The organism is Janibacter melonis (assembly GCF_020567375.1).
Classification (GTDB): Bacteria; Actinomycetota; Actinomycetes; order Actinomycetales; family Dermatophilaceae; genus Marihabitans; species Marihabitans melonis.
This window is the reverse complement of record NZ_JAJBZM010000003.1, coordinates 75,857-100,628: the sequence shown is the minus strand read 5'-3', so window position 1 is coordinate 100,628 and position 24,772 is coordinate 75,857. Positions and strand designations below refer to the sequence as shown.

Annotated in this window: 27 protein-coding genes and 1 tRNA gene; 14 read left to right on the top strand and 14 right to left on the bottom strand. The window is 71.5% G+C overall.

The genetic code is table 11. The features are described 5' to 3' along the window. Positions 1–8 precede the first annotated feature (8 nt). From LIV55_RS12540 to LIV55_RS12525, 4 genes are all read right to left on the bottom strand, one after another. Complete coding sequence (locus LIV55_RS12540) at positions 9–1,670, bottom strand: Xaa-Pro aminopeptidase (RefSeq protein WP_229300440.1); 1,662 nt, start codon at positions 1,668–1,670, stop codon at positions 9–11. Between the two features lie 116 nt (positions 1,671–1,786). Next, entirely contained in the window at positions 1,787–2,611 is an 825-nt protein-coding gene (locus LIV55_RS12535; RefSeq protein ID WP_229300439.1) for an ABC transporter ATP-binding protein, read from the bottom strand. Continuing rightward, entirely contained in the window at positions 2,608–3,648 is a 1,041-nt protein-coding gene (locus LIV55_RS12530) for an ABC transporter substrate-binding protein (protein ID WP_229300438.1), read from the bottom strand. Before LIV55_RS12530 ends, LIV55_RS12535 begins: the two co-directional genes overlap by 4 nt. A gap of 55 nt (positions 3,649–3,703) precedes the next feature. After that, positions 3,704–4,444, bottom strand: a complete 741-nt coding sequence (locus LIV55_RS12525; protein ID WP_229300437.1) for an ABC transporter permease — start codon at positions 4,442–4,444, stop codon at positions 3,704–3,706. Positions 4,445–5,023: 579 nt separating this feature from the next. Here LIV55_RS12525 and LIV55_RS12520 point away from each other — a divergent pair. Further along, positions 5,024–5,629 (top strand): TetR/AcrR family transcriptional regulator, encoded by a 606-nt coding sequence (locus LIV55_RS12520; RefSeq protein WP_229300436.1) that lies wholly within the window; start codon positions 5,024–5,026, stop codon positions 5,627–5,629. A 166-nt stretch (positions 5,630–5,795) separates the two neighbouring features. Here LIV55_RS12520 and LIV55_RS12515 read toward each other — a convergent pair. Further along, positions 5,796–5,885 (bottom strand) — tRNA-Ser (locus LIV55_RS12515). A gap of 37 nt (positions 5,886–5,922) precedes the next feature. Then, positions 5,923–6,408: a tRNA adenosine(34) deaminase TadA gene (tadA, locus tag LIV55_RS12510; protein ID WP_229300435.1), complete on the bottom strand. Its 486-nt coding sequence runs from the start codon at positions 6,406–6,408 to the stop codon at positions 5,923–5,925. 27 nt (positions 6,409–6,435) lie between these two features. Between tadA and LIV55_RS12505 the strand changes: the two genes are divergently transcribed. The 4 genes from LIV55_RS12505 to LIV55_RS12490 all read left to right on the top strand — a co-directional run bounded on the left by LIV55_RS12505 (position 6,436) and on the right by LIV55_RS12490 (position 8,487). Beyond that, a complete protein-coding gene (locus LIV55_RS12505) occupies positions 6,436–6,819 on the top strand; it encodes a DUF2500 domain-containing protein (RefSeq protein ID WP_229300434.1) in 384 nt (127 codons plus the stop codon). Positions 6,820–6,829: 10 nt separating this feature from the next. Continuing rightward, positions 6,830–7,468, top strand: a complete 639-nt coding sequence (upp, locus tag LIV55_RS12500) for a uracil phosphoribosyltransferase (RefSeq protein ID WP_123091431.1) — start codon at positions 6,830–6,832, stop codon at positions 7,466–7,468. A 126-nt stretch (positions 7,469–7,594) separates the two neighbouring features. Continuing rightward, a complete protein-coding gene (locus LIV55_RS12495) occupies positions 7,595–7,768 on the top strand; it encodes a hypothetical protein (RefSeq protein WP_191564115.1) in 174 nt (57 codons plus the stop codon). Between the two features lie 5 nt (positions 7,769–7,773). Further along, positions 7,774–8,487 (top strand): PH domain-containing protein, encoded by a 714-nt coding sequence (locus LIV55_RS12490; RefSeq protein ID WP_201465287.1) that lies wholly within the window; start codon positions 7,774–7,776, stop codon positions 8,485–8,487. Here the strand turns inward: LIV55_RS12490 and LIV55_RS12485 are convergent. Together LIV55_RS12485 and LIV55_RS12480 are read right to left on the bottom strand one after the other, a co-directional pair. Then, positions 8,481–9,476, bottom strand: a complete 996-nt coding sequence (locus tag LIV55_RS12485) for a permease prefix domain 1-containing protein (protein ID WP_191564114.1) — start codon at positions 9,474–9,476, stop codon at positions 8,481–8,483. The two genes, LIV55_RS12490 and LIV55_RS12485, sit on opposite strands and share 7 nt — an antisense overlap. After that, positions 9,473–9,808, bottom strand: coding sequence for a PadR family transcriptional regulator (locus LIV55_RS12480; RefSeq protein ID WP_191564113.1), 336 nt, complete (start codon positions 9,806–9,808; stop codon positions 9,473–9,475). Before LIV55_RS12480 ends, LIV55_RS12485 begins: the two co-directional genes overlap by 4 nt. Before the next feature lie 250 nt (positions 9,809–10,058). On the opposite strand from LIV55_RS12480, the gene LIV55_RS12475 reads away from it, so the two are divergent. Then, the gene (locus LIV55_RS12475) at positions 10,059–10,976 is read left to right on the top strand and encodes a type IV toxin-antitoxin system AbiEi family antitoxin domain-containing protein (RefSeq protein WP_229300433.1); all 918 of its coding nucleotides are present in this window, start codon (positions 10,059–10,061) and stop codon (positions 10,974–10,976) included. Positions 10,977–11,073: 97 nt separating this feature from the next. Here LIV55_RS12475 and pntB read toward each other — a convergent pair whose 3' ends face one another. The 3 genes from pntB to LIV55_RS12460 all read right to left on the bottom strand — a co-directional run bounded on the left by pntB (position 11,074) and on the right by LIV55_RS12460 (position 15,165). Next, on the bottom strand, positions 11,074–12,504 hold the full coding sequence (gene pntB / locus LIV55_RS12470; protein WP_229300432.1) for a Re/Si-specific NAD(P)(+) transhydrogenase subunit beta: 1,431 nt from the start codon (positions 12,502–12,504) through the stop codon (positions 11,074–11,076). After that, the gene (locus LIV55_RS12465; protein WP_229300431.1) at positions 12,504–14,045 is read right to left on the bottom strand and encodes a Re/Si-specific NAD(P)(+) transhydrogenase subunit alpha; all 1,542 of its coding nucleotides are present in this window, start codon (positions 14,043–14,045) and stop codon (positions 12,504–12,506) included. Before LIV55_RS12465 ends, pntB begins: the two co-directional genes overlap by 1 nt. Positions 14,046–14,208: 163 nt before the next feature. After that, positions 14,209–15,165 (bottom strand): sunset domain-containing protein, encoded by a 957-nt coding sequence (locus tag LIV55_RS12460; RefSeq protein ID WP_229300430.1) that lies wholly within the window; start codon positions 15,163–15,165, stop codon positions 14,209–14,211. A 114-nt stretch (positions 15,166–15,279) separates the two neighbouring features. Between LIV55_RS12460 and LIV55_RS12455 the strand changes: the two genes are divergently transcribed. From LIV55_RS12455 to LIV55_RS12440, 4 genes are all read left to right on the top strand, one after another. Beyond that, positions 15,280–15,957 carry a 4a-hydroxytetrahydrobiopterin dehydratase gene (locus tag LIV55_RS12455; RefSeq protein WP_123091439.1) on the top strand — a complete coding sequence of 226 codons (678 nt, stop codon included), beginning with the start codon at positions 15,280–15,282 and terminating at the stop codon, positions 15,955–15,957. A 122-nt stretch (positions 15,958–16,079) separates the two neighbouring features. Beyond that, positions 16,080–17,297, top strand: coding sequence for a pyridoxal phosphate-dependent aminotransferase (locus LIV55_RS12450; RefSeq protein ID WP_191563748.1), 1,218 nt, complete (start codon positions 16,080–16,082; stop codon positions 17,295–17,297). Then, complete coding sequence (locus LIV55_RS12445) at positions 17,294–17,764, top strand: fluoride efflux transporter FluC (RefSeq protein ID WP_229300429.1); 471 nt, start codon at positions 17,294–17,296, stop codon at positions 17,762–17,764. Before LIV55_RS12450 ends, LIV55_RS12445 begins: the two co-directional genes overlap by 4 nt. Further along, complete coding sequence (locus LIV55_RS12440; protein ID WP_123091442.1) at positions 17,761–18,138, top strand: fluoride efflux transporter FluC; 378 nt, start codon at positions 17,761–17,763, stop codon at positions 18,136–18,138. Before LIV55_RS12445 ends, LIV55_RS12440 begins: the two co-directional genes overlap by 4 nt. An 80-nt stretch (positions 18,139–18,218) precedes the next feature. On the opposite strand, the gene LIV55_RS12435 is transcribed toward LIV55_RS12440, so the two are convergent. Beyond that, positions 18,219–18,869: an FMN-dependent NADH-azoreductase gene (locus tag LIV55_RS12435; protein WP_229300428.1), complete on the bottom strand. Its 651-nt coding sequence runs from the start codon at positions 18,867–18,869 to the stop codon at positions 18,219–18,221. 92 nt (positions 18,870–18,961) lie between these two features. Here LIV55_RS12435 and LIV55_RS12430 point away from each other — a divergent pair, with 92 nt between their 5' ends. Next, on the top strand, positions 18,962–19,522 hold the full coding sequence (locus LIV55_RS12430) for a MarR family winged helix-turn-helix transcriptional regulator (RefSeq protein WP_229300427.1): 561 nt from the start codon (positions 18,962–18,964) through the stop codon (positions 19,520–19,522). A gap of 6 nt (positions 19,523–19,528) precedes the next feature. On the opposite strand, the gene LIV55_RS12425 is transcribed toward LIV55_RS12430, so the two are convergent. Then, positions 19,529–20,029: a hypothetical protein gene (locus tag LIV55_RS12425; protein WP_229300426.1), complete on the bottom strand. Its 501-nt coding sequence runs from the start codon at positions 20,027–20,029 to the stop codon at positions 19,529–19,531. A gap of 190 nt (positions 20,030–20,219) precedes the next feature. Next, the gene (locus LIV55_RS12420; protein WP_229300425.1) at positions 20,220–20,720 is read right to left on the bottom strand and encodes a MarR family winged helix-turn-helix transcriptional regulator; all 501 of its coding nucleotides are present in this window, start codon (positions 20,718–20,720) and stop codon (positions 20,220–20,222) included. A 79-nt stretch (positions 20,721–20,799) separates the two neighbouring features. Here LIV55_RS12420 and icmF point away from each other — a divergent pair, with 79 nt between their 5' ends. Genes icmF through LIV55_RS12405 form a run of 3 tightly spaced genes read left to right on the top strand, consistent with a single transcriptional unit; the run spans position 20,800 to position 24,765 of the window. Then, a complete protein-coding gene (icmF, locus tag LIV55_RS12415; RefSeq protein WP_229300424.1) occupies positions 20,800–24,033 on the top strand; it encodes a fused isobutyryl-CoA mutase/GTPase IcmF in 3,234 nt (1,077 codons plus the stop codon). 29 nt (positions 24,034–24,062) lie between these two features. Further along, a complete protein-coding gene (locus LIV55_RS12410) occupies positions 24,063–24,428 on the top strand; it encodes a YidH family protein (protein ID WP_191563741.1) in 366 nt (121 codons plus the stop codon). Between the two features lie 10 nt (positions 24,429–24,438). Continuing rightward, a complete protein-coding gene (locus LIV55_RS12405; protein WP_229300423.1) occupies positions 24,439–24,765 on the top strand; it encodes a DUF202 domain-containing protein in 327 nt (108 codons plus the stop codon). The last annotated feature ends 7 nt before the right edge of the window (positions 24,766–24,772 follow it).

Below are 24,772 nucleotides of genomic sequence, written 5' to 3'. Positions count from 1 at the left end.
GTCCTCGCTCACATCGAGGTGATGTAGGTGCGGTCGCGGCCGAGGTACCACATGTCCTCGGCGCCGATGCCGTACCGGCCGAAGGCCCACTGGATCTCCGCGGCTCCGAGCGAGCGGGCGGGCAGCGCGATGTCGTGCCCGGGCTTGAACTCGATCCCGAAGGACTCCTGCTTGCCCATGAGGTGGCCGACGTTCCGCTTGCGGTACTCGGCCGCGAAGTCGATCTCAGGGTCGAGCAGCTCGAGGTCGATCAGGCGGTCGCGGTTGTCGAGGATCGCGCTCACGGCGTCGGCGTGGACCTGATCGCACAGGCGCCCGGCCTCCAGCGTGGAGATGATGTCCTCGCGCACGACCTTGAGAAAGAACTCGTACCCCTCGCGACCTTCGTCGGTGGTCAGCAGGCTGCGCGCCATGTCGGAGGTCGCCAGCACGACGCCGGAGGCGGTGACCTTCAGACCGGCGTCGAGCTTGACCGACCCGGTCGTCGAGGTGATGAGGTGATCGGTCGGAGGCCCGGGGTAGAGGCTGCGGTCGGACGCGTGGAGGTTGACGAAGAAGGGCTCGATCCCGAAGGGGATGTCGTGCTCGATCCGGAACTCGTGGATGAGCTCGCGGTAGCGGCGGTGCACCTCTCGTTCGCTGACCTGCCCGACGGTGTCGAGCTGCTCGCGGGCGTAGGCGAGGGAGCCCTCGATGCAGTAGCGGCTGGCACGCGCGGCGATGATCTGGAAGGGGAGGTCCTCTGCGTCGCGGTGGTCTCGCCACGCCCCGAGCGCCATCGACCCGGCGATGAGCACGCGGCCCCCGGCGCTCAGGCGCTGGGCGATGTCGGTGTCGAGCCAGTGCTCCTCGACACCGAGCGCACCGTCTCCGGCCAGAGCGGTGACGGCGGCCGCGAGGTCGTCGAAGCGGCCTGCGGGGCGTCCTTCGACCCCGTAGGTCTCGTCGGGGGTCAGGACGTGCAGCTGGCCGGTGTCGCGGACCCACAGCACGTAGGTGCCCGGGGCAGGCGGTGTGGCGGTGAGCTCGGAGAAGTTCGGCGGGGCCGAGGACAGCAGAGCGGTGATCCCCAGCTCGGCGGCGAGCTTCTCCAGGGCTGAGAAGCGGGTGTCGACGTCGGTGACGAACTCCTCGGCGAGGCCGGCGAGGTGGGGCACCGCGGAGATGACGCGCGCGGCGACCTCGGGGCCGGCCGCTCGGAGGCGGGCGAAGGTCTGCAGGACGGAGTCCGCATCGAGGGTGTGCGCGACGTACGCGCCGTGCAGGTAGGCCTCGGCATCGTCGCGGGGGTCGACCTCGACGTCTCGCTCAGCGGCGAGCGCGAGGTAGCGCGACCACGGGAAGCCGGCGTCCACGTGCACCGGCCCGGAGGGCGCCAGCTCCGCGACGGCAGCGGCGAAGCTCGCAGCGGAGGAGCGCTGGCGCAGGCTGGGGTCGAGGGTCACGTAGCCCTCGAAGAGCGTGATCTGCTCGGAGGGGATGCCCTGGGCGAGGAGGTTGCCGAGCTCCTGCTGGCGGGTCAGGACGTGCTCGTCGCCGTCGTCGGACCGGGCGATGACGGGGGTGGCCATCTTCGGTGCGTCGAGCCGGATGTTGGGGATGAGCAGGTCGCTGATGGGGTCGAAGCCGTAGTGCTCGCGCAGGTAGGCGAGGTCGGAGATGAGGCGCATGTCAGCGCTCCTTCGTCGTCGAGGTGGTGAGGTGGCTGGTGCAGTGCGCGCTGCGGCTGCACCGCGCCGTGGTGGTGGGTACGGGTCGGTGGTGGGTACGGGCCGGCGGTGGCAGATCAGGCGATGGACTCGCTGGCGCCGATAAGAGCGGAGATCTCCTGCTCGTACTCGTAGAACTCCGGTGTGTAGCGCTGGGCCTTCGTCCGCGGCTGGGGCAGGTCGATGGCGATGTCGGCGATGATGCGTCCGGGGCGTTCGCCGACGACGACCACGCGGTTGCTGAGGAAGACCGCCTCGGAGACGCTGTGGGTGACGAAGAGGACGCTGCGCCGCGTCTCGCGCCAGATGCGCAGCAGCTCGAGGTTCATGGTGTCGCGCGTCATCGCGTCGAGGGCGCCGAAGGGTTCGTCCATGAGCATGATCTCGGGGTTGGAGACCAGCGCACGGCAGATCGCCACCCGCTGCTGCATGCCTCCGCTGAGCTCGTAGGGGTGGCGTCGTGCCGCGTCCTTCAGACCGGCCATGTCGAGCAGTTCATGAGCGTGCTCGCGCATCTCGGCGGTGACCTTGCCGCGGAACTCCATGGGGAGCAGGACGTTGGCGAGGTTGTCGCGCCAGGGCAGCAGGACCGGCTTCTGGAACACCATCGCGAGCTCGTTGAGGGAGTCTCGGACGGGGCGCCCGTGGACCTCGACGCTCCCCTCGGTGGGCTCGAGCAGGCCGGAGATGATGCGCAGCAGGGTGGTCTTGCCACCTCCGGACTGGCCGACGACGGAGACGAACTCGCCGCGCCCGATCGTGAGGTTGCAGCCCTTGAGCACCGTGTTGCTCTCGCGGCGGCTCGAGTAGGTCATGCCGATGTCGCGGAGCTCGATGACCGGCGTGCTGTCCTTCGTCGCCGTCTCGGTGGAGACGTTCGTTGTGCTCGTGTGCGGGCTCACTGCTTCGGCTCCTCGATCTGGGTCTGGGTGGTGATCTCGGGCAGGAATTCGTTGGTGTAGACGTCCGCGGTCGAGATGTCGGTGGAGTCGACGTCGAGGTAGGTGCCGACGAGGTCGAAGACGTGCTCGGCTCCCTCGTCGTCCATCGACCCCAGGCTCGCCCCGTCCGGGGCGTCCTTGGGCCACAGCAGTCCGCAGGCCTGCTCCACACCGGCCGTGGCGGCCTTGGAGTCCATCTCCCGCACGCTGTCCATGAGGGACTGCACGGCCTGGTCCTGGTTCTTGCAGGCCCAGGTCACGCCCCGCATCGTCGCCCCGACGAAGGCCTTGACGCGCTCGGGGTCGTCCGCGACGGCCTTGTCCGAGGTGATGAGCCCGTTGCCGTACATCGAGATGTCGAGGTCGCTCCACTTGAGGACCACGGGCTTCTCGCCCTGGGCGATGAGGACCGGTGCGTCGGAGATGTAGAAGGCGAGCGTGGCGTCCCACTGCCCGGTCAGGAGGCCGGTGATCTTGGCCTGCCCGCTGGACGCGACGACCTCGACGTCGTCCTTGTCCAGCCCGGCCCGCTCGGCGGCCAGGGGCCACATCGCGGTCATCGCCCCACCGGCCTCGGTGGCGACCTTCTTGCCGACGAGGTCGTCCCAGTCGTCGATCCCACTCTTGGAGGTGGTGACGGTGGCGTACGCGGTCTCGGACTGGATGAGGCCGAGCTGGGTGACCCCCGCCCCTTCGGAGCGTGCCAGGACCGACTGCCCGAAGTCAGCGAACCCGAAGTCGGCTCGCCCGGTCGAGACGGCCAGGGACGTGTCCTTCGAGCCCGTGCCGGGGAGGATCTCGACGTCGAAGCCGGCATCCTCGTAGAAGCCGTGGTCGACCGCGGCGTAGAAGAGGGCGTGCTTGGGCAGCAGGCCCACGTCCATCATGAAGGTGACCTTCTCGCCGGAGGCGGAAGACTCCCCCGAGCCGCCGCAGGCGGCGAGCGGCAGGGCCAGCGACAGAGCTGCCGCTGTGAGGAGCATCTTTCGGTGTGTCATGGCGTCGTTCGTCCGATCGTGAGATGTGGGAAGTGGTGCGGGAGGTGGTGACGGGCTACTTGGAGGTGGCGACGTTCCACGGCAGGAGGAGTCGTCCGAGGACGTCGACGACCATGAAGAGGACGAGCGACATCACCGCCAGGCAGATGAAGGCGGCGAACATCGTGCCGAGGGCGACCTGGCTGTTGGCGACCAGGACCACGTAGCCCAGCCCCGAGTTGCCGGCGATGAACTCACCGACGACGGCGCCCCCGACGGCCATGGAGATCGAGATCTTCATCCCGGTGAAGATCGAGGGGAGCGAGTGGATGAGCTCGATCTTGCGCATCTGGTCCCACGTCGAGGCCCGGTTGATCCGCGCGAGCTCACGCAGCTCGGAGGGCACGGAGGCCAGGCCGTCGAAGGTGCTGATGACCAGGGGGAAGAAGGCGATGGTCAGCGCGACGAAGACCTTGCTCTCCAGGCCGAAGCCGAACCACACGATGAAGAGCGGCGCCAGTGCGACCTTCGGCACGGTGTTGATCGCGATGAGCGAGGGGTAGAGCACGTGGCGGATCGCGGGGACGTAGTACAGGGCCACCCCGAAGCCGACGCCGAGCAGTGCGCCGAGCACGAAGCCGAGGACGGAGGCCTGCAGCGTCATCAGGCTGTGCTCCCAGAAGTAGCTGGGATCGGAGGTGAGCTCGGTGACCGCCGCCCACGGCCCGACGAGCAGGTAGCCGGGGACGTCGAAGACCCGGACCACCGCCTCCCACAGCGCCAGCAGTGCGGTGATCCCGACCACCGACATCACCATGGGCGCTCGTGCCCACGACCGGGCGCGCCGACGTCGGGGTGGGCTCGGCGCCCGGGTGCTCACCGCGTCTGCGGGAGGCGCCGCCGGTGCCGGCGCCAGCTCAGTCGTGTCTCTCATCTCGAGCCTCTCTGCAACGTCACCTGACGCCTGCGGCGGCGCCGTCGCGGGTCTCGATGGTGAGAGCGCGCATCTGACGTCGTGGGCAGACCGTGGGTGCGAGTGATGATCGCGTCTGTTCACCATTTGGTGAACGACGGCGACACTAACGCGGCTCGAAGCGTCGTGTCCATGACCTAGGGACATGATTTTTGTTGAATGGAACTTCTCGTGCAGTCGGCGAGCATCGACGCCAGATCTGGCAGAGGGAGCCGATCTGGCGCGCACCATCGACCAGCTGCGGTCCCGCGTTGTATGGTCCGGAAGCAGAGATCGGACCAGCCCGTATGATCTCTGGCCATAGTCACCAACCGGTGATCACACGGAGAGGCGGCGTCAACAGCGCATGCGCCACGAGCGACGGAGACGACGTTGACGGACACGACCCAGGCACGCAGACGAGGCAGTCAGAAGCGCCATGACGTGCGCGCTGACATCCTCAAGGTGGCCACCCAGGAGTTCGCGGACAAGGGGTTCTCCGGGGCCCGGATGGACGACATCGCGCACCGGACGCAGACGACGAAGAAGATGATCTACTACTACTTCGGCGACAAGGAAGCCCTCTACCGCACCGTCCTCGAGACCTCGATCAAGGCCTTGCGCGCCGAGGAGCAGCTCGTCCACGTCGACGACCTCGACCCCGTCTCAGCGCTCCGCAGGGTGGCCGAGCTGACCTTCGACTACCACGAGCAGCACCCGGACTTCATCCGGCTGATGGCCGGGGAGAACATCCTGCAGGCCGAGCACCTGCGCACATCGGGGGCCCGAGGCGACCTGGCCGCCCCCGCACTGGCACTGCTCAACCGCATCGTCGAGCGAGGGCTCGACGAGGGGGTCTTCCGCCACGGCGTCGACGCCGTCGACCTGCACTTCACCATCACGAGCTTCAGCTTCTTCAGGGTCTCCAACCAGTACACCTTCGACTGGATCTTCCAGCACAACCCCGTGGCACCGGAGCACCGCGAACGGATGCGCAAGATGCTCGGCGACCTCGTCGTCGGGTACGTGACCAACCCGTCCGACGCCTAGGTGTAGTCGGCCGGTCGCACCTGTCGGGTGTGCCCTGGCGCACCCCATCCGTCACCCCGCTCCCTGAGCCGCCACCCGAGGACTTCCCCCCCCCCAACCCCTCCGCCGCTCCTGCGGCACGACGAAGCCCGGTGGACCGTGATGGTCCACCGGGCTTCGGCGGTGCTGGCGGTGGCGGTGGGATTTGAACCCACGGTGGGCGTGAACCCACACGCGCTTTCGAGGCGCGCTCCTTAGGCCGCTCGGACACGCCACCGCCGGTGACTCTACAACGGGGCGTCGGCAGCGAAAAATCAGCGTCGCTGCGAGAAGAAGTCGACGAGCAGCCGCGAGCACTCCTCCTCGAGCACCCCGCCGACGACCTCGACCCGGTGCGGCGAGCGCCGGTCGCGCACGACGTCCCACACCGAGCCGCACGCGCCGGTCTTCGGGTCCCATGCGCCGAGGACGACCCGGTCCACCCGCGCGAGCATGCTGGCCCCCGCGCACATCGGGCACGGCTCCAGCGTCACGACGAGGGTGCAGCCGTCCAGACGAGAGGTGCGAAGGGAGCGTGCAGCCTGCCGCAGCGCCGTCATCTCGGCGTGACCGGTCGGGTCTGACTCGCCCTGACGGGTGTTTCCCCCTTCGCCGACGACTGCGCCCTCGGGGTCGAGGACGAGAGCACCGACCGGGATCTCGCCACGCTCCCCCGCGGCGGCGGCGAGCTCGAGCGCGCGACGCATCCACTCGGCCTCCGCATCGCGACCGGGACGGGCAGGATGTGCCGAGCGCGTCATGCCCACAGTCTCTCCCGAGGAGGACCCATGCTCGACAGCTTCCCTGACGACCCCTTCGCCACGACGGTCGTCGTCATCATCGCCCTCGGCTTCGTGCTCGTCATCGGGATCCTCCTCACCGCGGTCGTGCGGGGCTCGGTGCAGTGGAGCCGCAACAACGCGTCGCCGGTCGAGACGCTGACCGCCCGCGTCACCGGCAAGCGCACCTCCGTGAGCGGCGGTCACGGGGACTCCTCGGCGTCCACCTGGTACCACGCGACCTTCGAGCTGCCCGACGGCCGACGTGACGAGCTCGCGATCTCGGCGAAGGACTACGCCCAGCTCGCCGAGGGCGACCGCGGGCAGCTGACCCGCCAGGGCACCCGCTTCAAGGGCTTCCGGCGTGATGGCGTGAGCGGCTCCGCGCGGTAGGTTCGGGGCCATGCGCGTCCTGACCGCCGACCACCCGCTGATCGCTCACAAGCTGACCTACCTGCGCAAGAAGGACACGGACAGCCCGACCTTCCGCCGGCTGGCCGACGAGCTCGTCACCCTCCTCGCCTACGAGGCGACGCGCGAGGTGCGCACCGAGCCCTTCGACATCGAGACCCCGGTCTCGGCGACCCAGGGCGTCAAGCTCTCCTCTCCCAAGCCGCTCGTCGTGCCGATCCTGCGCGCCGGCCTGGGCATGCTCGACGGCATGGTGCGGCTGCTGCCGACGGCTGAGGTCGGCTTCCTCGGCATGCTGCGCGACGAGGAGACCTTCGAGGCGAAGACGTACGCGAACCGCCTGCCCGACGACCTCTCGGGCCGCCAGTGCTACGTCCTGGACCCGATGCTCGCGACCGGCGGCACCCTCGCGATGTCGATCCGCTACCTCGTCGACCGAGGCGCCGACGACATCACCGCCGTCACCCTCCTCGCCGCGCCAGAGGGCATCGAGGCCCTGGGCGAGCAGATCGCCGATCTCGACGTGCCCGTCACCCTCGTCACCGGCGCCGTCGACGAGCGGCTCAACGAGCAGGGCTACATCGTCCCCGGCCTCGGCGACGCGGGCGACCGCCTCTACGGCGTCGTCTGATCCCCCTTCGCCGTGGGTCACTGCCCCGGCGTGTCGGACGACCGGCCCCAGAAGTCACATCTGCCACACTGACCTCAGGCCGACGCCCGGCCCCTGGTCGTCGACCCCTGCTGCGGAGAGAGAGTCATGTCCACGCCACCGATCAAGAAGATCCTGCTCTGGCTGCTCACGATCTTCCTCATCTACGCGATCCTCACCTCGCCCAGCGAGGCTGCCGACATCGTCGGCACCGCGGGTGACGTCATCGGCAACGGCGTGACGAACATCGGCCGCTTCTTCGACTCGCTGATCGCGAGGTAAGCCCGATGGAGGAGGTCGCCCACCGGGGCCTGCGGCGCTATCTCCTCCCCGGCGAGACCCCGGTGGCGGAGATCCGTCACCACGCGATCGTCCTGCTCAAGCCTGCCCTCGCCGTCGTCGGGGCCACCGCGGTCGCCGGCTGGCTCGACGTCTCGACCTCCGACTCGGGCAGCCGGGTGCTGTCCTTCGTGTGGCTGGTCTGGCTCGCCGTCGTCCTGTGGGCGCTGTGGCAGTGGGTCGAGTGGCGGCACACCCGGGTCGTCGCGACCGACAAGCGCGTCGTGCTCTTCGAGGGGTGGATCAACCACAAGGTCTCGATGATGCCGTTGAAGAAGGTCACCGACATGGGCTACGAGCGCTCCCTGGTCGGGCGCCTCCTCGGCTACGGCACCTTCATCCTCGAGAGCGCCGGCCAGGACCAGGCCCTCTCCCGGATCGCCTTCGTCCCCGACCCCGACGAGAACTACCGGGCGATCTGCTCGGTGGTCTTCGGCGTCGTGCCGGGCGAGGAGGACGAGGACGAAGGGGGCGACGACCGGGCCTGGGAGACCTCGCAGGACTACGCGACCCGCCTCGGCGTCGTCGACGGCCGCTACGTCGGCACCGCGCCGCACCCGGCGCCGCACCACGAGCCGATCTACCGCAGCTCCGACCTCGTGCGTCGCACCCGCGACGACGACACCGGCGAGCTCCCGCCGTACGACCCCGACGCCTACTGAGCCGACGGCCGGCGGCCCCCGCTGCGCGTCGAGCCGTCGCGGACGAGCCAGGCGCGGCGGACCGAGGCGACGGCGTCCCACCCGCAGATGACGACGATCCCGACGGCCACGGCGGGGTAGGACACCGACCAGTCGAGGTCGGTGCCGAAGCGCTCGGCGAAGACCGACGGCAGGTCCGTGAGCAGCTGGTCGCTGAGCAGCAGCCAGACGAGGAGCACGGCGGAGACGACGTTCGCGAGGACGTTGACGGCCGTGAGGGTGGGCGTCCAGCGCCCGACCCGCCAGGCGGCGAGCGACACGGCGGCGTCGAGGACGAAGAGGCCCACGAGGACGAGCTTCCACACGAGCGGCAGCTGCGGGTCGAGCACCTGCACGCCTCGCTCCCCCACCCCGGAGAGCTGCCAGACGAGCAGGACGACCATCGCCGCGCTGAAGCTGACCTCGGCGGCCATCTCGCCGAAGCGGGGCGCACGCCACGGCGCGTCGCCGGGCAGCTGGCCGGGGTCCCACGGCGTGATCGGGGCGTCGCGCTCGGACTCGCTGCGGCTGCGCTCGATGATGACGAAGACGAGGGTGGTCCAGAAGACGAGGTGCACACCGGTCTGCAGCACAGCCCCGATCGTGCGGCCGAGGACGTCGCCGAAGCCCCGGTCGGTCGCGAGCGACTGGGTGATGAGCACCCCGAGGACGACGCACGGCAGGACGACGGCGAGCAGCACCTTGAGCAGACGGACGTAGTCGGCGTAGACGGCCGGCCCGACGAGGTGCTGCGGCCGGCCCCCGTACTCGCGGGCCAGGACGTCCGGGTCGCCGAGCTCGGCGACCGCGGCCCGCTCGGCGGCGCTCGGGTCCTCGCCCGCGGCGACGCGGTCCTCGACGGCCTCCTCGAGGGTGACGCGCAGCTCGCGGGCGACGTCGGGGCCGCTCTCCTGCGGCAGCTGTCGGGTGACCGTCCAGATGTAGCGGTCGGTGAGGGTGCTGGGACTCATGGCGTCTCCGTCTCCAGTGCGTCGATCGCGCGGTCAAGCGACCGCCACTCCTGCATCAGGTGGGCGCGCACCCGCGCGCCGGCCGGGCTCGTGCGGTAGAACTTCCGCGGCCGGGCCTCGTCGGTGTTCCACTCGCTCGTCAGCAGCCCGTGCTTCTCCAGGCGCCGCAGCAGCGGGTAGAGCGTGTTGCCGTCGACGGCGAAGCCTCCGGCGTCGAGCGTCTCGAGCAGGGCGTACCCGTACCGGGGCTGCTCGAGGACCGCCAGGCACGCGAGGACGACCGTGCCGCGCCGCAGCTCCTGCACATGCCCCGCCAGCAGTTCGTCGTCCATGCGTCACACCATAGTGTGCGTCGCACACCATTGTCTATGGCACATGCTCACCTGCCCCCACTTTCCCGCCCAGGGCGGGAAAGCTCGACCTCGGGAAGGAAATGTCCCTGCCCGAGGTCGAACCTTCTTGCCCGAAGGGGGACCGGTCCCCCCTTCGCACGCCGTCCACAGACGACGCGCTGTAGGAGCGGCCATCCACAGGACGGGGACACCCCCGCGACGCACGCCTGCGAGCAGCAGACCCTCGTGCATGCGCACTCTCCCCGCCGAGGTCGTCGAGCTCGCCCACGGTCAGCGCGGTGCCCTGACCACTGCCCAGGCCCGTGTCCTGGGCCTCCTCCCGAGCGACCTCGTCGAGCTCGCCGGCCACCGGCAGCTGGAGCACCCCTTCCGGGGCGTCTACACGCTGCCGCCTCCACCCGGCGAGGACGCCGAGGGCCGGCACCTGAGGCTGTGCGCAGCGCTGCGGCTGCTGTACCCCCAGGGCGCGCTCACCGGCGTCAGCGCGGTCCTCGCGCACGGCGCGGCCGTGTCTGGTGCGGATCTCAGCCGGCCGGTCCTGCGGTGGTCCAAGGACCGCGGCACCGGGGTCAAGGGAGCCGTCTTCCGACGCTCCACCGGCCCTGTCGTCGAGACGTCGCTCGGCCCGACGACCGCGCTCCCCCAGGCGCTCGTCGAGGTGGCGATGGACTCCGGACCGGTCGCCGGGGTCGTCAGCGCGGACCACGCCCTGCACTCCCGGGCGGTCACTCTCGAGCAGCTGTCTGCTGCGCTGGACGACGTCCGCCGGTGGCCCCGCGCCGGCCGGGTCCGCTCGATGCTGGCGCTCGTCGACGCTCGGTCCGAGTCCGTCGGGGAGAGCCAGACCCGCTGCCAGCTGAGCATCGCCGGGATCGTGGCGGTGCCGCAGGTCGAGATCCGCGACGAGGACGGCGAGCTCGTCGCCCGGGTCGACCTGCTCGTCGACGACTGGGTGGTCGTCGAGTTCGACGGCCGCATCAAGTACGCCGACGGCGACCCCTCGGTGCTGTGGCGGGAGAAGAAGCGCGAGGACGCGCTGCGCCGGCTCGGCTACGTCGTCGTCCGGATGACGTGGGCGGACCTGCGGGTCCCCGGCAAGGTCGCCGCCATGGTGCGCCGAGCACGCCAGGACGTCCGCCCCGCCTGACCTCGGGCAAGAACCTTCGACTCTGGGAAGGACATGTTCTTGCCCGAGGTCGAGCTTTCCCGCCCTGGGCGGGAAAGCTGGGCCGGGGCGAAGGGGGTCAGAGGGCCTTGAGGATGTCGGAGACCCGGTCCTTCGCGTCCCCGAAGAGCATCTGGGTGTTCTCGCGGAAGAAGAGCGGGTTCTGCACCCCCGCGTACCCCGTCGCCATGGAGCGCTTGAAGACGACGACGTCCGCGGCGTTCCACACCTCGAGCACCGGCATCCCGGCGATCGGGCTCGTCGGGTCCTCCGCCGCGGCCGGGTTGACCGTGTCGTTGGCGCCGATGACGAGGACGACGTCGGTCTGCGGGAAGTCGTCGTTGATCTCGTCCATCTCGAGCACGACGTCGTAGGGCACCTTCGCCTCGGCGAGCAGGACGTTCATGTGGCCCGGCAGACGGCCGGCCACCGGGTGGATCCCGAAGCGGACGTCCACCCCCTTCGCCCGCAGCCGCGCGGTGAGGTCGGCGACGGGGTACTGCGCCTGGGCCACCGCCATGCCGTACCCGGGCGCGATGACTACCGACGACGCGTCCGAGAGCAGCTCGGCCACTCCCTCGGCGGTGATCTCGCGGTGCTCGCCGTAGTCGCGCTCCTCCCCCGTCACCGCGCCGTCGGAGCCGAAGCCACCGGCGATGACGGAGATGAAGGAGCGGTTCATCGCCCGGCACATGATGTAGCTGAGGTAGGCACCCGAGCTGCCGACGAGCGCACCGGTGATGATGAGCAGGTCGTTGCCCAGCAGGAAGCCGGCCGCGGCCGCCGCCCACCCCGAGTAGCTGTTGAGCATCGAGACGACGACGGGCATGTCGCCGCCGCCGATCGAGGCGACGAGGTGCCAGCCGAGCCCGAGGGCGAGCAGGGTGATGACACCGAGGATGCTCTGGCGCAGCGCGTCCTGGTCGTGCGGGACGACGACGTAGAGCACCGTGAGCAGCACGAAGGCGACGAGCACCCCGAGGTTGAGCACGTGCCGCGCGGGCAGCACGAGCGGCGAGCTCTTCATCCGCCCCGACAGCTTGAGGTAGGCGACGACCGAGCCGGTGAAGGTCACGGCGCCGATGAAGACGCCGACCGCGACCTCGCCGTCGTGGATCTTCGGGTTCGCGCTCGCCTCGTAGGCGGAGTTCCACCCGACGAGGACGGCGGCGAGCCCGACGAAGGAGTGGAGCAGCGCGATGAGCTCGGGCATGCCGGTCATCTCGACCCGGCGGGCCCGGGCGACGCCGATCGCCCCCCCGATGCCCATCGCGAGAGCGATGAGGACGAAACCGGCCACACCGGCGCCCTCGTCGACCTCGAGACCCCCGACGGAGGTGCCGACGGTCGCGGCGAGGACGGTGACGACGAGCGCGATCGCCATGCCGGCGACGCCGAAGCGGTTGCCCGATCGAGCGGTCTCGTGCTTGCTCAGACCGGACAGCGCGAGGATGAAGAGCAGCCCGGCGACGATGTAGGCGCCCTGGACGAGGGTGAGCGGGATCGACATCAGGCGTCACCCTTCCGGAACATCTGGAGCATCCGCGCGGTGACCGTGAAGCCGCCGAAGACGTTGATGCTCGCGAGGAGGATGGCGACGAAGGCGAGCGCCGAGACGGCCACCCCGCCGTCGTGCCCGACCTGCAGGAGCGCACCGACGACGATGATCCCGCTGATCGCGTTGGTCACCGACATGAGCGGCGTGTGCAGCGCGTGGTGGACGTGGCCGATGACGTAGAAGCCGACGACGACCGCGAGCATGAAGACCATGAAGTGCCCGAGGAAGGGCGCCGGGCTCACCGCGGCGACGAGCAGGAAGAGCAGCGCGCCCGCCCCGCCGAGCGCGAGCCGGGTCGTCGGGCTCATCGGCTGCTTCGGCGGCGGTGGTGGGGCCACCTCGGTCGAAGGGGGTGGGGCCGGGGCGGCCGAGACCTGCACCGGCGGCGGGGGCCACAGCGTCTCACCGTCGCGCGCGACGGTCATGCCGCGCACGACGACGTCGTCGAGGTCGAGGACCAGCTGCCCGTCCTTGGCAGGGGTGAGCAGCTTGAGCAGGTTGACGACGTTCGTCCCGTAGAGCTGGCTGGCCTGGGTGGGCAGGCGGCCGGCGAGATCGGTGTAGCCGATGATCTTCACCCCGTGGTTGGTGACGACCATCTCGTCGGGCACCGAGCCCTCGACGTTGCCGCCGTTGCTCGCGGCCATGTCGACGACGACCGATCCCGGCCGCATCGCGTCGAGCATCTCGGCGGTGATGAGCCGGGGCGCGGGCCGTCCGGGGATGAGGGCCGTGGTGATGATGATGTCGACGTCGCGGGCCTGCTCGAGGTACAGCGCCGCGGCCGCGCGGTCGAAGTCCTCGCCGGCCTCCTTCGCGTAGCCGTCGCTCGAGCGCTCGGTGACGACGTCGACGGTGAGGAAGTCCGCGCCCATCGACTCGACCTGCTCGGCGACCTCGGGCCGCACGTCGAAGGCACGCACGATCGCGCCGAGGCTGCCCGCGGTGCCGATCGCGGCGAGCCCGGCGACGCCCGCTCCGCAGACGAGGACCTTCGCCGGGGGCATCTTGCCCGCGGCCGTCACCTGACCGGTGAAGAGGCCGCCGTACTCGCCCGCGGCCTCGATGACGGCGCGGTACCCGGCGATGTTGGCCATCGAGGACAGGACGTCGAGCGACTGCGCGCGCGAGATGCGCGGGACCGCGTCCATCGCGAGCGCGGTGATCCCGGCCCGGGTGACCCGCTCGACGGCCGCGGGGTCGATCGCCGGGGCGAGGAGGCTGGCGAGGGTGGCCCCGGGCCGCATCATCGCCAGCTCGGCCTCGGTGGGCGCGTTGACGCGCACGACGACGTCGGCGGCCCAGGCCTGGGCGGCGGTGCCGATCTGCGCGCCCGCCTCGGCGTACGCCTCGTCGGGGTACGAGGACCGGGCACCGGCCCCGCTCTCGACGACGACGTCGTAGCCGAGGGCGACGACCTGCCCCACGGTCTTCGGTGTCGCGGCCACCCGGGTCTCCCCGGGCCTGGACTCGGCGGGTACTCCAACCTGCATCGGCGATCCTTCGCGAAGCGCTGGGGGCAGGACGCACGCGGGCGCCCTCGGCTGGCCCGAACCTATTGCCTCGCCGCCGACGACGCCCGACTTTGTGACCGCACCGATAGACGCACGCCCGTCCGCGCCTCACATGGTGAGACGCGGTGGGCCGCGGCGTCGCTCAGGCCCGGCGGAAGCCCGCCCGCTCGGCGGTCGCGGCGTCGGCGAACCACACGTCGACCGTCGTCTCGTCGTACCAGGGGCTGCCGGGCTCGTGGTACTGCATCCACTCGCGGTGCCCCTTGACCGGGTGACCCGGGGGCATCGAGCCGTCGGCGAAGGGGGCGGCCGAGCCCCACCCGTAGCCGCCGTCGACGACGGCGCGGGCCGGCGGGGTGGTGTCGTCGTCGGCGAGCGACTCGGCCCGCCGCTCGCGCTCGACCTCCTCGTCGTCCCAGTACGTGTGGCCCGGGTCGTCGGTGACGGCCGGCGCGGGGGCCGGCGGCGGCTCGACCGGGTCGGGGGCCGACGGGTGCGCGACCGGCTCGGGGGCGGGGGTGGGTTCGGGGGCAGGCTCGGGCGACGGGGTCGCCGCGGGCGAAGGGGGCGGCGGGGTGCTCGAGGTGGTGCCCGCCGAGGAGCTGAGGTCCTCGACCGGTCGGGGCGAGCTGCGCGAGATGCGCACCGTCTGCTCGACGTCGTCGCTCGGCGCGTGCACGGTCGGCGCCTGCTGCGGGTCGGTGCCGGCTGCAGTCGGTGCGCTCTCGGTGGTGGCGCTCGCCGGATCAGTGCTGCTCGTCGACTCGGTGCTGCTCGTCGGCTCGGTGCTGCTCGCCTCGAAGACCTGCGTCGGCTCGGTCGAGGTCCCCTCCGGTGCTGCGGCGCTCTCGTCGGAGCCCTCCCAGACCCCGGAGGGCGAGGTGCTCTCGTGGGGCGCGACATAGGGCGCGGTGCCGCTCGATCGGGTGTGCGCACCGGGCGTCTGCTCGGCGGCCGCCTGACGGATCGCGTCGTACGAGGGGATCGCGCTCTCCTGCTGCTTCGAGCGGCGCATGAGCACGAAGGCGACGACGGCGGCCGCGATGACGACGAGCACGCACACGACACCGATGAGGGCGAGCAGGACATCGACAGCCACAGGGACCTCCGGCAGACGCTGGTGACGACCCCGGCGGCCGTCGCGACGACTCTAGCGGCGAGCAGGCCCCCGCCTGCCCTGGACGACCGCCGCCGGGCAGGCGAGGATCACGTCATGAGCGACCCGAAGCAGACCCTGTCCACCGCGGAGGTCGTCGAGTCCGGCCTCGACGACTGGCGCCAGCTCCTGGGGGTGATCCGGGCTCGCTACCGCACCGGCGACTTCGCCACCGGCCTCGCCCTCGTCGACCGGGTCGGAGCCCTCGCCGAGGCAGCCGACCACCACCCCGACATCACCCTCACCTACCCCGAGGTGGTCATCTCGATGTCGAGCCACGACGTCGACGGCATCACCAGCCGCGACATCGACCTCGCCCGCGAGATCTCCGCCGTCGCCCGCGAGCTCGGTGTCACCGCGGACGTCGCCGGCCTCACCCAGCTCGACATCGGTCTCGACACCGACGACGGCAGCACGCACGGCGCCTACTACGCAGCGCTGCTCGGCAGCGACCTCAAGGACGGCGAGCCGGTCGACCCCAGTGGCCAGGTGCCGACGATCTGGTGGCAGACCCCGGGCGACGCCGACCCCGGCGACCCGACCCTGCCGCCGCCGCCCGTCGAGCAGCGGTGGCACCTCGACGTGTGGGTCCCCCACGACGACGTCGAGCGCCGGCTCCAGGCCGTGCTCGACGCGGGTGGTCGGCTCGTCAGCGACGCGGCCGCCCCCTCCTTCTGGGTCGTCGAGGACACCGACGGCAACCGCTCCTGCATCTGCACCGCGACAGGGCGCTGAGGCTCCCCCCTTCGAGGCTCTGCGTCGCACCTCAGGACGACGCCTTCGAGGCCCCTGCCCGCGACGCGCCGATGGACGAAACCCGGGCGCGGCGCCGGCGGGGGCCCTGCGAGGATGCGGGCATGCGCCCGATCCGCCAGTCCCTCAAGCTGCAGCACGTCCGCTACGACGTCCGGGGACCGATCCTCGCCGAGGCCCAGCGGCTCGAGGCCGAGGGCCACAAGGTGCTCAAGCTCAACATCGGCAACACCGCCCCCTTCGGCTTCGAGGCGCCGGAGGCGATCGTCGCCGACATGACCCGGCACCTGCCCGACGCGCAGGGCTACGTCGACAGCAAGGGCATCTACTCGGCGCGCACGGCCGTCGCGCAGTACTACCAGTCGCGCGGCCTGCGGGAGACGACCGTCGAGGACGTCTACATCGGCAACGGCGTCTCCGAGCTCATCTCGATGGTGCTCCAGGCCTTCGTCGACGACGGCAACGAGATCCTCGTGCCCGCCCCCGACTACCCCCTGTGGACCGGCGCCGTCGCGCTGGCCGGCGGCACCCCCGTGCACTACCGCTGCGACGAGAGCAACGGGTGGGACCCCGACCTCGCCGACATCGAGGCCAAGATCACCGAGCGCACCCACGCGATCGTCATCATCAACCCCAACAACCCCACCGGCGCCGTCTACAGCGAGGCGACCGTCCGGGGGCTCGTCGACATCGCCCGGCGCCACGACCTCGTCGTCATGGCCGACGAGATCTACGAGAAGATCATCTTCGACGACGCGGTCCACCACCACGCCGCGTCCTTCGCCGGCGACGACGTCCTGTGCCTCACCTTCTCGGGGCTCTCCAAGGCCTACCGGGTGTGCGGCTACCGCGCGGGCTGGGTGATGATCTCGGGCCCGAAGCACCTCGCCGAGGACTTCCTCGAGGGGCTCACCCTGCTGGCGAACATGCGCATGTGCGCCAACGTCCCCGCGCAGCACGCGATCCAGACCGCGCTCGGCGGCTACCAGTCGATCACCGAGCTCGTCGAGCCGGGCGGGCGCTTCTACGAGCAGGCCAAGCTCGCCTCGAGGTTGCTCAACGACATCCCCGGCGTCAGCTGCGTCGAGCCGCGCGGTGCCCTGTACTGCTTCCCCCGGCTCGACCCGGAGGTCTACCCGGTCGCCGACGACGAGGCCTTCGTCATCGACCTGCTGCGGGCCAAGAAGATCCTCGTCACCCACGGCACCGGCTTCAACTGGTTCGAGCCCGACCACTTCCGCGTCGTCTGCCTGCCCGACGAGGAGCTGCTCACCGAGGCCATCGGGCGGATCGGCGACTTCCTCGAGTCGATGCGGGCGTGAGCACGAAGGGGGCGACCCCCGCCGCGCCCGCCGCGGCACCCCCTCGCGCCGAGATCGGCGCCGTCGCGCTCGGCGGCGCCCTGGGGTCGGCCGGCCGGTGGCTCGTGAGCCTCGCCCTGCCCGGTGCGGCCGGCGGGCTGGCCTGGGCGACCCTCGTCGTCAACCTCAGCGGAGCGCTTGCCATGGGGCTGCTCGTCGCGTGGCTCGAGACCCGTCGCTCCACGCACCCGCTTGTACGCCCCTTCGCCACGGTCGGCCTGCTCGGCGGGTGGACCACCTACTCCACCCTCGTCCTCGACGTGCGCACGACGCTCGCCGACGGCCGCGCGGGCGAGGCGCTCCTCTACGTCGCGCTGACGCTCGCGCTCGGCGTCGGTGCCGCCGTGGCGGGTCTCGCGCTCGGCCACCGGTGGTTCGGCGGCGACGACGCCCACGCCGGGTCGGTCGTCGAGGAGGACGAGCTGTGAGCGGGCTCGACCTCGTGCTCGTCGCCCTCGGAGGTGCCGCCGGGGCGAGCTCGCGTCATCTCGTCGTCGGGTGGGCGCAGCGGGCGCTCGGGGCGACACCCACCGGGGGCACGGTGCTCGTCAACGTCGTCGGGTCCTTCGTCCTCGGGCTCGTCGCCGCGGTCGTCGCATCCGGCGGCCCCGGATGGGTGCTGGCGCTCGTCGGCGCCGGCTGGTGCGGCGCCTTCACGACCTTCAGCAGCCACGCGGTCGAGGTCGCGGCAGCGCTGCGCGCCGGCCGCGCCCGAGTCGCGGTGGTCAACCTCGCGGTGAGCCTGATCGGCTGCCTGCTCGTCGTCGTCCTCGGGTGGACGCTCGGCAGCGCCCTGGCCTGACCCCCTTCGCCGCCCTCCCTCCCCGCAGGACGGGGCCGGTCGACCCGGCCCCGTCCTCGGCAACCGGCGAAGGGGGAGTCTCAGGCGGCCTGCGGGACGGACAGCGCTCGGCCGGCCTCGCGCGCCGAGGCGAGGGCGCCCGCGTGCATCTCGGCGGCGAGATCGGTGAAGTCGTCGAGCGCGGGGTTGACCCCGACGAGCGTGAAGTCCCGCTCGACGACGGTGAGGTCGGCGCCCCAGACGTCGGCGACGATGCGACGCAGGTAGGACGTCGCGTGGTCCCAGCCCTCGCGCGGGGTGCCGGCGCCGTAGGCCCCGCCGCGCACGGTGCACAGGACGACCTTCGTGCCCGCGAGGAAGGGCGGAGCGCCGGCGGCGGCGCGCGGGTCCGTGATGACGAGGTCGACCCACGTCTTCACGTGCTGGGAGACGCCGAAGTTGTACAGCGGGACGGCGAGGAGGATCGCGTCGGCGGCGACGAGCTCGTCGACGAGCTGAGCGGCGAGGGCCGCGGCGGCCCGCTGCTCCTCGGTGCGCTCCGCCTCGGGGGTCTGGCTCGCGGCGACCGCGTGGCCCCAGGCGTCGGCGGGCAGGACGTCGACACCGATGTGCCGACGCTCGACTGTGTCGCCGGGGTGGGCTGCGAGCCACTCGGACTCGACGACGTCGGCGATCTCGCGGCTCGTCGAGCCGTCGGTGCGGATGCTGGCGTCCAGGCGGAACAGGGTCATGCGGTCCTCCGATGTTGGTGCTTCAAGGTTGAAACCATCGTTCGTCACTTCACGCTTGAAGTCAAGTGAGGTCCACGTCGTAAGGTGTCGCCATGCCCGTCGCCCCGCCGCCCGCCGACCCGGAGGCCCCGCGCTGGCTGTCCGAGGAGGAGCAGCGCGCCTGGATCGCGGTCGCCCGGCTCGTCCTGCAGCTGCCGGGCGCGCTGGACGCGCAGCTGCAGCGCGACGCGGGCATCAACCTCTTCGAGTACCTCGTCGTCAGCCGGCTGTCGATGGCGCCGGAGCGGACACTGCGCATGGGCGAGCTCGCGGACATGACCGGGGGCTCGCAGTCGCGCCTGTCGAACGTCGTCAAGCGCCTCGAGCACCGCGGCCTCGTGCGACGCGAGCCCGACCCCGCGGACGGGCGCTACACCCTCGCGATCCTCACGGAGGTCGGGTGGTCGACGGTGGTCGCCGCGGCCCCGGGCCACGTCGACGCCGTGCGCCATCTCGTGCTCGACCCCTTGGACGCCTCGCAGATCACCGCGCTCAGCGAGATCGGCGAGCAGCTGCGCACGCACGTGCGCAGCGAGTGCGACGCCGCCGCCCACTGGTCGGGCGGCGCCCTGGCCGGCACTCCCGACGACCTCAGCGGCTGCGACGCGTCATGACCCGGGTCAGTGGGTGACCGGAGCGACGCAGCGGTACTCGCCGGGCGGGCCGGTGCCGTCGACCTCGAGCGAGACGCGGCGCTGCGTGACGGCTCCGACGAGGCAGGTGCGCGGGCCGGTGGCGATGCCGACGAGCACGCCCGGGGTCGCCGCCGGGTCGCCGAGGTGCTCCTGGATGTCGATGACCTCGACGTCGTCCTCGCCGTAGCCGAGGCCGAGCACGGTCGCCCGCGTCTCGTCGACACCGATCTCGCCGCGGCGACGCTGGGTCTCCAGGGCCGAGCGCACCGTGGGCAGGGCGGCGCGGGCAGCGCTCGAGTCGCTCGGCGAGGGGTCCTGCCGACGCGTGGCCGCGGCGTTCTCCTCGTGGTGGGGAGCGACGAGGTCGGAGGTCGGGTCCGGCGTCGCGCCCGACGTGCTGCTCGGCTGCGGCGTCGAGGTCGAGGACCCGCCGGGACCGGCCGGCACTCCCCCGCCGCACCCGGCGAGCACCGTCACGGCAGCCACGCACCCCACGACACGTGACGCGACCCGCATGCCCATGACTCCCCCTTCGCTCCGTCCCATCGCACCACAGCGGACCGGTCCGCGCCCGCTCAGCAAGACAAACCCCGGCTTCGCAAGAGTTTCTTACTCATGCTCACCCGGGGTTTATCGGGTGACCCGAGAAACTTGGGGCTCGAGGGACTCGCCAGCCTCACCCGAGCTCGAAGTCCCCTGCACCCGCCCGCATCCGGGCGAGGACCTCCACGAGGGTCGTCGTGTCCTGTTCCGAGAGGCCGAGGGCGCCGAAGACCTCGTCGTTGAGCCGCCGGGTGCACTCCCGCGCGACGCGGGCGCCCTCGGGGGTGATGCCGACGAGCACGGTGCGGCGGTCCTGCGGGTGGGGGCTGCGGGCGACGAGCCCGGCGGCCTCGAGCCGGTCGACCGCGTTGGTCACGCTGCTCTGGTGGACCTGCAGGCGCGAGCTGATCGCGCGCATCGGCAGGGCGTCGTGGCGGGTGAAGCCGAGGAGCATGAGCACCTCGTAGCGCGCGAAGGTCACCCCGCTGCCCTGCAGGGCCGTGTCGACCCGGCGCATGAGGATCGCGTGCGCCCGGATCACCGAGGTCACCGCGGCCATCCCGTCGGCGGCCTCGACCCAGCCGCGCTCCACCCACTGGGTGCGCGCCGCGTCGATCGGGTCGAAGGAGAGCACGGCAGCACCTTACATTGACGCGCAATATTTGGACGTCCTACTGTTTGAGGCGACACCGACGTCCTACAGGAGCTCAGTCATGTCTTTGCACACGCCCACCCACCCGGTGCGCTTCGTCACCGCGTCCGCCCTCTTCGACGGGCACGACGCGTCGATCAACATCATGCGGCGCATCCTCCAGAGCCAGGGGGCCGAGGTCATCCACCTCGGGCACAACCGCTCCGTCGCCGAGGTGGTCCAGGCGGCGATCGACGAGGACGTCCAGGGCGTGGCGATCAGCTCCTACCAGGGCGGGCACGTCGAGTACTTCGAGTACCTCGTCCAGCTGCTCCGCGAGCGCGGCGCCGGGCACGTCCAGGTCTTCGGCGGCGGCGGCGGTGTCATCGTCCCCGCCGAGATCCAGCGCCTGCGCGACGCGGGCGTGCGCATCTTCTCGCCCGAGGACGGCCAGCGCCTCGGCCTGCCGGGCATGATCAACACCCTCATCGAGACGTGCGACGTCGACCTGTGGGAGCAGGGGCCGGCCGACGTCGACGCCGTCCTCGCCGGCGACCGGGCGGCCGTCGCCCGGGCGATCACCGGAGCCGAAGGGGGACGCCTCGACGAGACCTTCCTCGCCCGCATCCGCGAGGCGGCTGCCCAGCACGCCGCCCCGGTCCTCGGGCTCACCGGCACCGGCGGCTCGGGCAAGTCCTCGCTCACCGACGAGCTCGTGCGCCGCTTCCGCGTCGACCAGGAGGACAAGCTGCGGGTCGCGGTCATCGCCGTCGACCCCACCCGCCGCAAGGGCGGCGGCGCCCTGCTCGGCGACCGCATCCGGATGAACTCGATCGGCGACGACGGCGCCAGCCCCGTCCTCTTCCGCAGCCTGGCCACCCGTGGGGCGCACGAGATCCCCGAGCACCTCAGCGCGGTCATCGACATCGCCAAGGCCTCCGGCCACGACCTCGTCCTCGTCGAGACCCCCGGCATCGGCCAGGGCGACGCGGCGATCGTCCCCTTCGTCGACCACTCGATGTACGTCATGACGCCGGAGTTCGGCGCGGCCAGCCAGCTCGAGAAGATCGACATGCTCGACTTCGCCGACACCGTCGCGATCAACAAGTACGAGCGCCGCGGCGCCGCCGACGCGATGCGCGACGTGGGCCGCCAGCTCGTGCGCAACCGCGAGGCCTTCGGTGCCCAGCCGCACGACATGCCGGTCTTCGGCACGAGCGCCGCGACCTTCAACGACGACGGCGTCACCGCGCTCTACCAGCACCTGCGCGACGCGCTCGCCGAGCACGGGCTGCCCGTCACCGAGGGCACCCTCCCCCGCGTCGACACGCGCCACTCCACGCGGATCGGCCAGGTCGTGCCGCCCGAGCGCGTGCGCTACCTCGCCGAGATCACCGCCACCGTGCGCGGCTGGCACGAGGAGACGCGGCGCCTGGCCGCCGCGGCCCGTCGCGTGCAGCGGATCAGCGCGGTCGCGCAAGAGCTGCCCGAGGGGCAGGGCGCCGACGACGTGCGCCGGCTGCTCGAGCAGGCCCGCGCCGACCTGCCCGCCGAGGTCACCGAGCTCGTGCAGGGCTGGCCCGCCGTCGTCGAGTCCTACTCGGGCGACGAGCAGGTCGTGCGCATCCGCGACCGCGAGATCCGCACCCGCCTCACCCGCGAGAGCCTGTCGGGCAACCGGATCAGCCGGGTCGCCCTGCCCCGGCACACCGACCACGGCGACCTCGTCACCTTCCTGCGCAGCGAGGGGCTGCCGGGCGTCTTCCCGTACACGGCGGGCGTCTTCCCCTTCAAGCGCGAAGGGGAGGACCCCGCCCGGATGTTCGCCGGCGAGGGCGACCCCTTCCGCACGAACCGACGCTTCAAGCTGCTCTCCCAGGGCCAGAGCGCGACCCGGCTGTCGACCGCCTTCGACTCGGTGACCCTCTACGGCCGGGACCCCGACGAGCGCCCCGACATCTACGGCAAGGTCGGCACGTCGGGCGTCTCCGTCGCGACGCTCGAGGACATGAAGCAGCTCTACGACGGCTTCGACCTCGTCGACCCGACGACCTCCGTGTCGATGACGATCAACGGCCCCGCACCGACGGTCCTCGCCTTCTTCCTCAACACCGCGATCGACCAGCAGCTCGAGGCCTTCCGCGCCCGCGAGGGCCGTGAGCCCACCGGCGCCGAGGCCGATGAGGTGCGCACGAGCGCGCTGCAGCAGGTGCGCGGCACGGTCCAGGCCGACATCCTCAAGGAGGACCAGGGGCAGAACACCTGCCTCTTCTCCACCGAGTTCTCGCTGCGGATGATGGCCGACATCCAGGAGTGGTTCATCGAGCAGGGGGTGCGCAACTTCTACTCGGTCTCGATCTCCGGGTACCACATCGCCGAGGCCGGGGCGAACCCCATCAGCCAGCTCGCCTTCACCCTGGCCAACGGCTTCACCTACGTCGAGGCCTACCTCGCGCGCGGGATGGACATCGACGACTTCGCGCCGAATCTGTCCTTCTTCTTCTCCTCCGGCATGGACCCCGAGTACGCCGTCCTCGGCCGGGTCGCCCGGCGGATCTGGGCGGTGACGATGCGCGAGCGCTACGGCGCCAACGAGCGCAGCCAGAAGCTGAAGTACCACATCCAGACGAGCGGGCGGAGCCTGCACGCGCAGGAGATGGACTTCAACGACATCCGCACGACCCTGCAGGCGCTCAACGCCCTCTACGACAACGCGAACTCCCTGCACACGAACGCCTACGACGAGGCGGTGACCACCCCTTCGCCCGAGTCGGTGCGCCGGGCGCTCGCGATCCAGCTCATCATCAGCCGCGAGTGGGGCCTGTCGATGAACGAGAACCCGCTCCAGGGCTCCTACGTGATCGACGAGCTCACGGATCTCGTCGAGGAGGCCGTGCTCGCCGAGTTCGACCGGATCAACGAGCGCGGCGGCGTGCTCGGCGCGATGGAGACCGGCTACCAGCGCGGTCGGATCCAGGACGAGTCGATGCTCTACGAGCACCGCAAGCACGACGGGAGCCTCCCGATCGTCGGGGTCAACACCTTCCTCGCCGAGCGCGGTGACGACGAGGTGCCCGTCGAGGTCGAGCTGGCCCGGGCGACCGAGGAGGAGAAGGAGTCCCAGCTGCGGCGCGTGCGCGCCTACCAGGAGGCTCACCGCGACGAGGCGACCGAGGCGATCGACCGGCTCAAGGCGGCCGCGGCCGGCACCGAGAACGCCTTCGCCGTCCTCATGGACGCCGCCCGCGTGTGCACCCTGCAGCAGGTCACCGACGCCTTCTTCGAGGTCGGCGGCCAGTACCGGCGCAACGTCTGAGCCGGCGGGGTCGTCAGTACGGTGAGCGGGTGAGCGCGCGCGAGAGGTGGCCGGCCCGGGTCTACGGCGAAGGGGACGAGCCGGACTACCGCTTCTCCCTCGCCAACGAGCGGACCTTCCTCGCGTGGCTGCGCACCGGCCTCGCGCTCCTCGCCGCCGGTGTCGCCATCGACGTCCTCGACCTCTCGCTCGGCGAGAACGAGACGCGGGTGGCCGCGGTCGTCCTGCTCGTCCTCGGCGTCCTCGCACCGGTGCTCGCCTGGCTGCGCTGGGCGGCGGCCGAGCGCGCCATGCGCCGCCGTGAGCCGCTGCCCGGTCTCGGCGTGGCGGCCGGCGGGGTCGCCGGCTTGCTCCTGCTCACCGCCGTCGTCCTGCTCGTCCTCGTCGGGCTGTGAGCGGCGAGCGGTGAGCACCGACGCGGCGACCAGCCCGCCCACCCCCGGGGCGCAGCCGGAGCGCACCGCGCTGGCCTGGCAGCGCACCGCCCTGGCGGCGGCCACCGGAGCCGCCGTCGTCGGACGCCTCGCGCTCGTCGACCTCGGACCCCTCGCCGTCGTCGTCATGACCGCGAGCCTCGTCATGGCCCTGGCCGCCTTCGTCCTCGGCCGTCGGCGCTACCTCGCCCCGCACGAGGAGCCGAGCCGGCGCCGGGACGGCCGCGCCCCGGCGCTGCTCGCGCTCGCCGTCCTCGCCGTCGGCGTCACCGAGCTCGTCGCGCTGCTCAGCCGGTAGCCTCGCC

What these genes read in the sequence shown, in the direction of transcription:
- LIV55_RS12540 (WP_229300440.1), bottom strand. Translation starts at nt 1,670, where the DNA reads ATGCGCCTCATCTCCGACCTCGCCTACCTGCGCGAGCACTACGGCTTC.
- LIV55_RS12530 (WP_229300438.1), bottom strand. Translation starts at nt 3,648, where the DNA reads ATGACACACCGAAAGATGCTCCTCACAGCGGCAGCTCTGTCGCTGGCC.
- LIV55_RS12525 (WP_229300437.1), bottom strand. Translation starts at nt 4,444, where the DNA reads ATGGTGATGTCGGTGGTCGGGATCACCGCACTGCTGGCGCTGTGGGAG.
- tadA (WP_229300435.1), bottom strand. Translation starts at nt 6,408, where the DNA reads ATGACGCGCTCGGCACATCCTGCCCGTCCCGGTCGCGATGCGGAGGCC.
- LIV55_RS12505 (WP_229300434.1), top strand. Translation starts at nt 6,436, where the DNA reads ATGCTCGACAGCTTCCCTGACGACCCCTTCGCCACGACGGTCGTCGTC.
- upp (WP_123091431.1), top strand. Translation starts at nt 6,830, where the DNA reads ATGCGCGTCCTGACCGCCGACCACCCGCTGATCGCTCACAAGCTGACC.
- LIV55_RS12495 (WP_191564115.1), top strand. Translation starts at nt 7,595, where the DNA reads ATGTCCACGCCACCGATCAAGAAGATCCTGCTCTGGCTGCTCACGATC.
- LIV55_RS12490 (WP_201465287.1), top strand. Translation starts at nt 7,774, where the DNA reads ATGGAGGAGGTCGCCCACCGGGGCCTGCGGCGCTATCTCCTCCCCGGC.
- LIV55_RS12485 (WP_191564114.1), bottom strand. Translation starts at nt 9,476, where the DNA reads ATGAGTCCCAGCACCCTCACCGACCGCTACATCTGGACGGTCACCCGA.
- LIV55_RS12480 (WP_191564113.1), bottom strand. Translation starts at nt 9,808, where the DNA reads ATGGACGACGAACTGCTGGCGGGGCATGTGCAGGAGCTGCGGCGCGGC.
- LIV55_RS12475 (WP_229300433.1), top strand. Translation starts at nt 10,059, where the DNA reads ATGCGCACTCTCCCCGCCGAGGTCGTCGAGCTCGCCCACGGTCAGCGC.
- pntB (WP_229300432.1), bottom strand. Translation starts at nt 12,504, where the DNA reads ATGTCGATCCCGCTCACCCTCGTCCAGGGCGCCTACATCGTCGCCGGG.
- LIV55_RS12465 (WP_229300431.1), bottom strand. Translation starts at nt 14,045, where the DNA reads ATGCAGGTTGGAGTACCCGCCGAGTCCAGGCCCGGGGAGACCCGGGTG.
- LIV55_RS12455 (WP_123091439.1), top strand. Translation starts at nt 15,280, where the DNA reads ATGAGCGACCCGAAGCAGACCCTGTCCACCGCGGAGGTCGTCGAGTCC.
- LIV55_RS12450 (WP_191563748.1), top strand. Translation starts at nt 16,080, where the DNA reads ATGCGCCCGATCCGCCAGTCCCTCAAGCTGCAGCACGTCCGCTACGAC.
- LIV55_RS12435 (WP_229300428.1), bottom strand. Translation starts at nt 18,869, where the DNA reads ATGACCCTGTTCCGCCTGGACGCCAGCATCCGCACCGACGGCTCGACG.
- LIV55_RS12430 (WP_229300427.1), top strand. Translation starts at nt 18,962, where the DNA reads ATGCCCGTCGCCCCGCCGCCCGCCGACCCGGAGGCCCCGCGCTGGCTG.
- icmF (WP_229300424.1), top strand. Translation starts at nt 20,800, where the DNA reads ATGTCTTTGCACACGCCCACCCACCCGGTGCGCTTCGTCACCGCGTCC.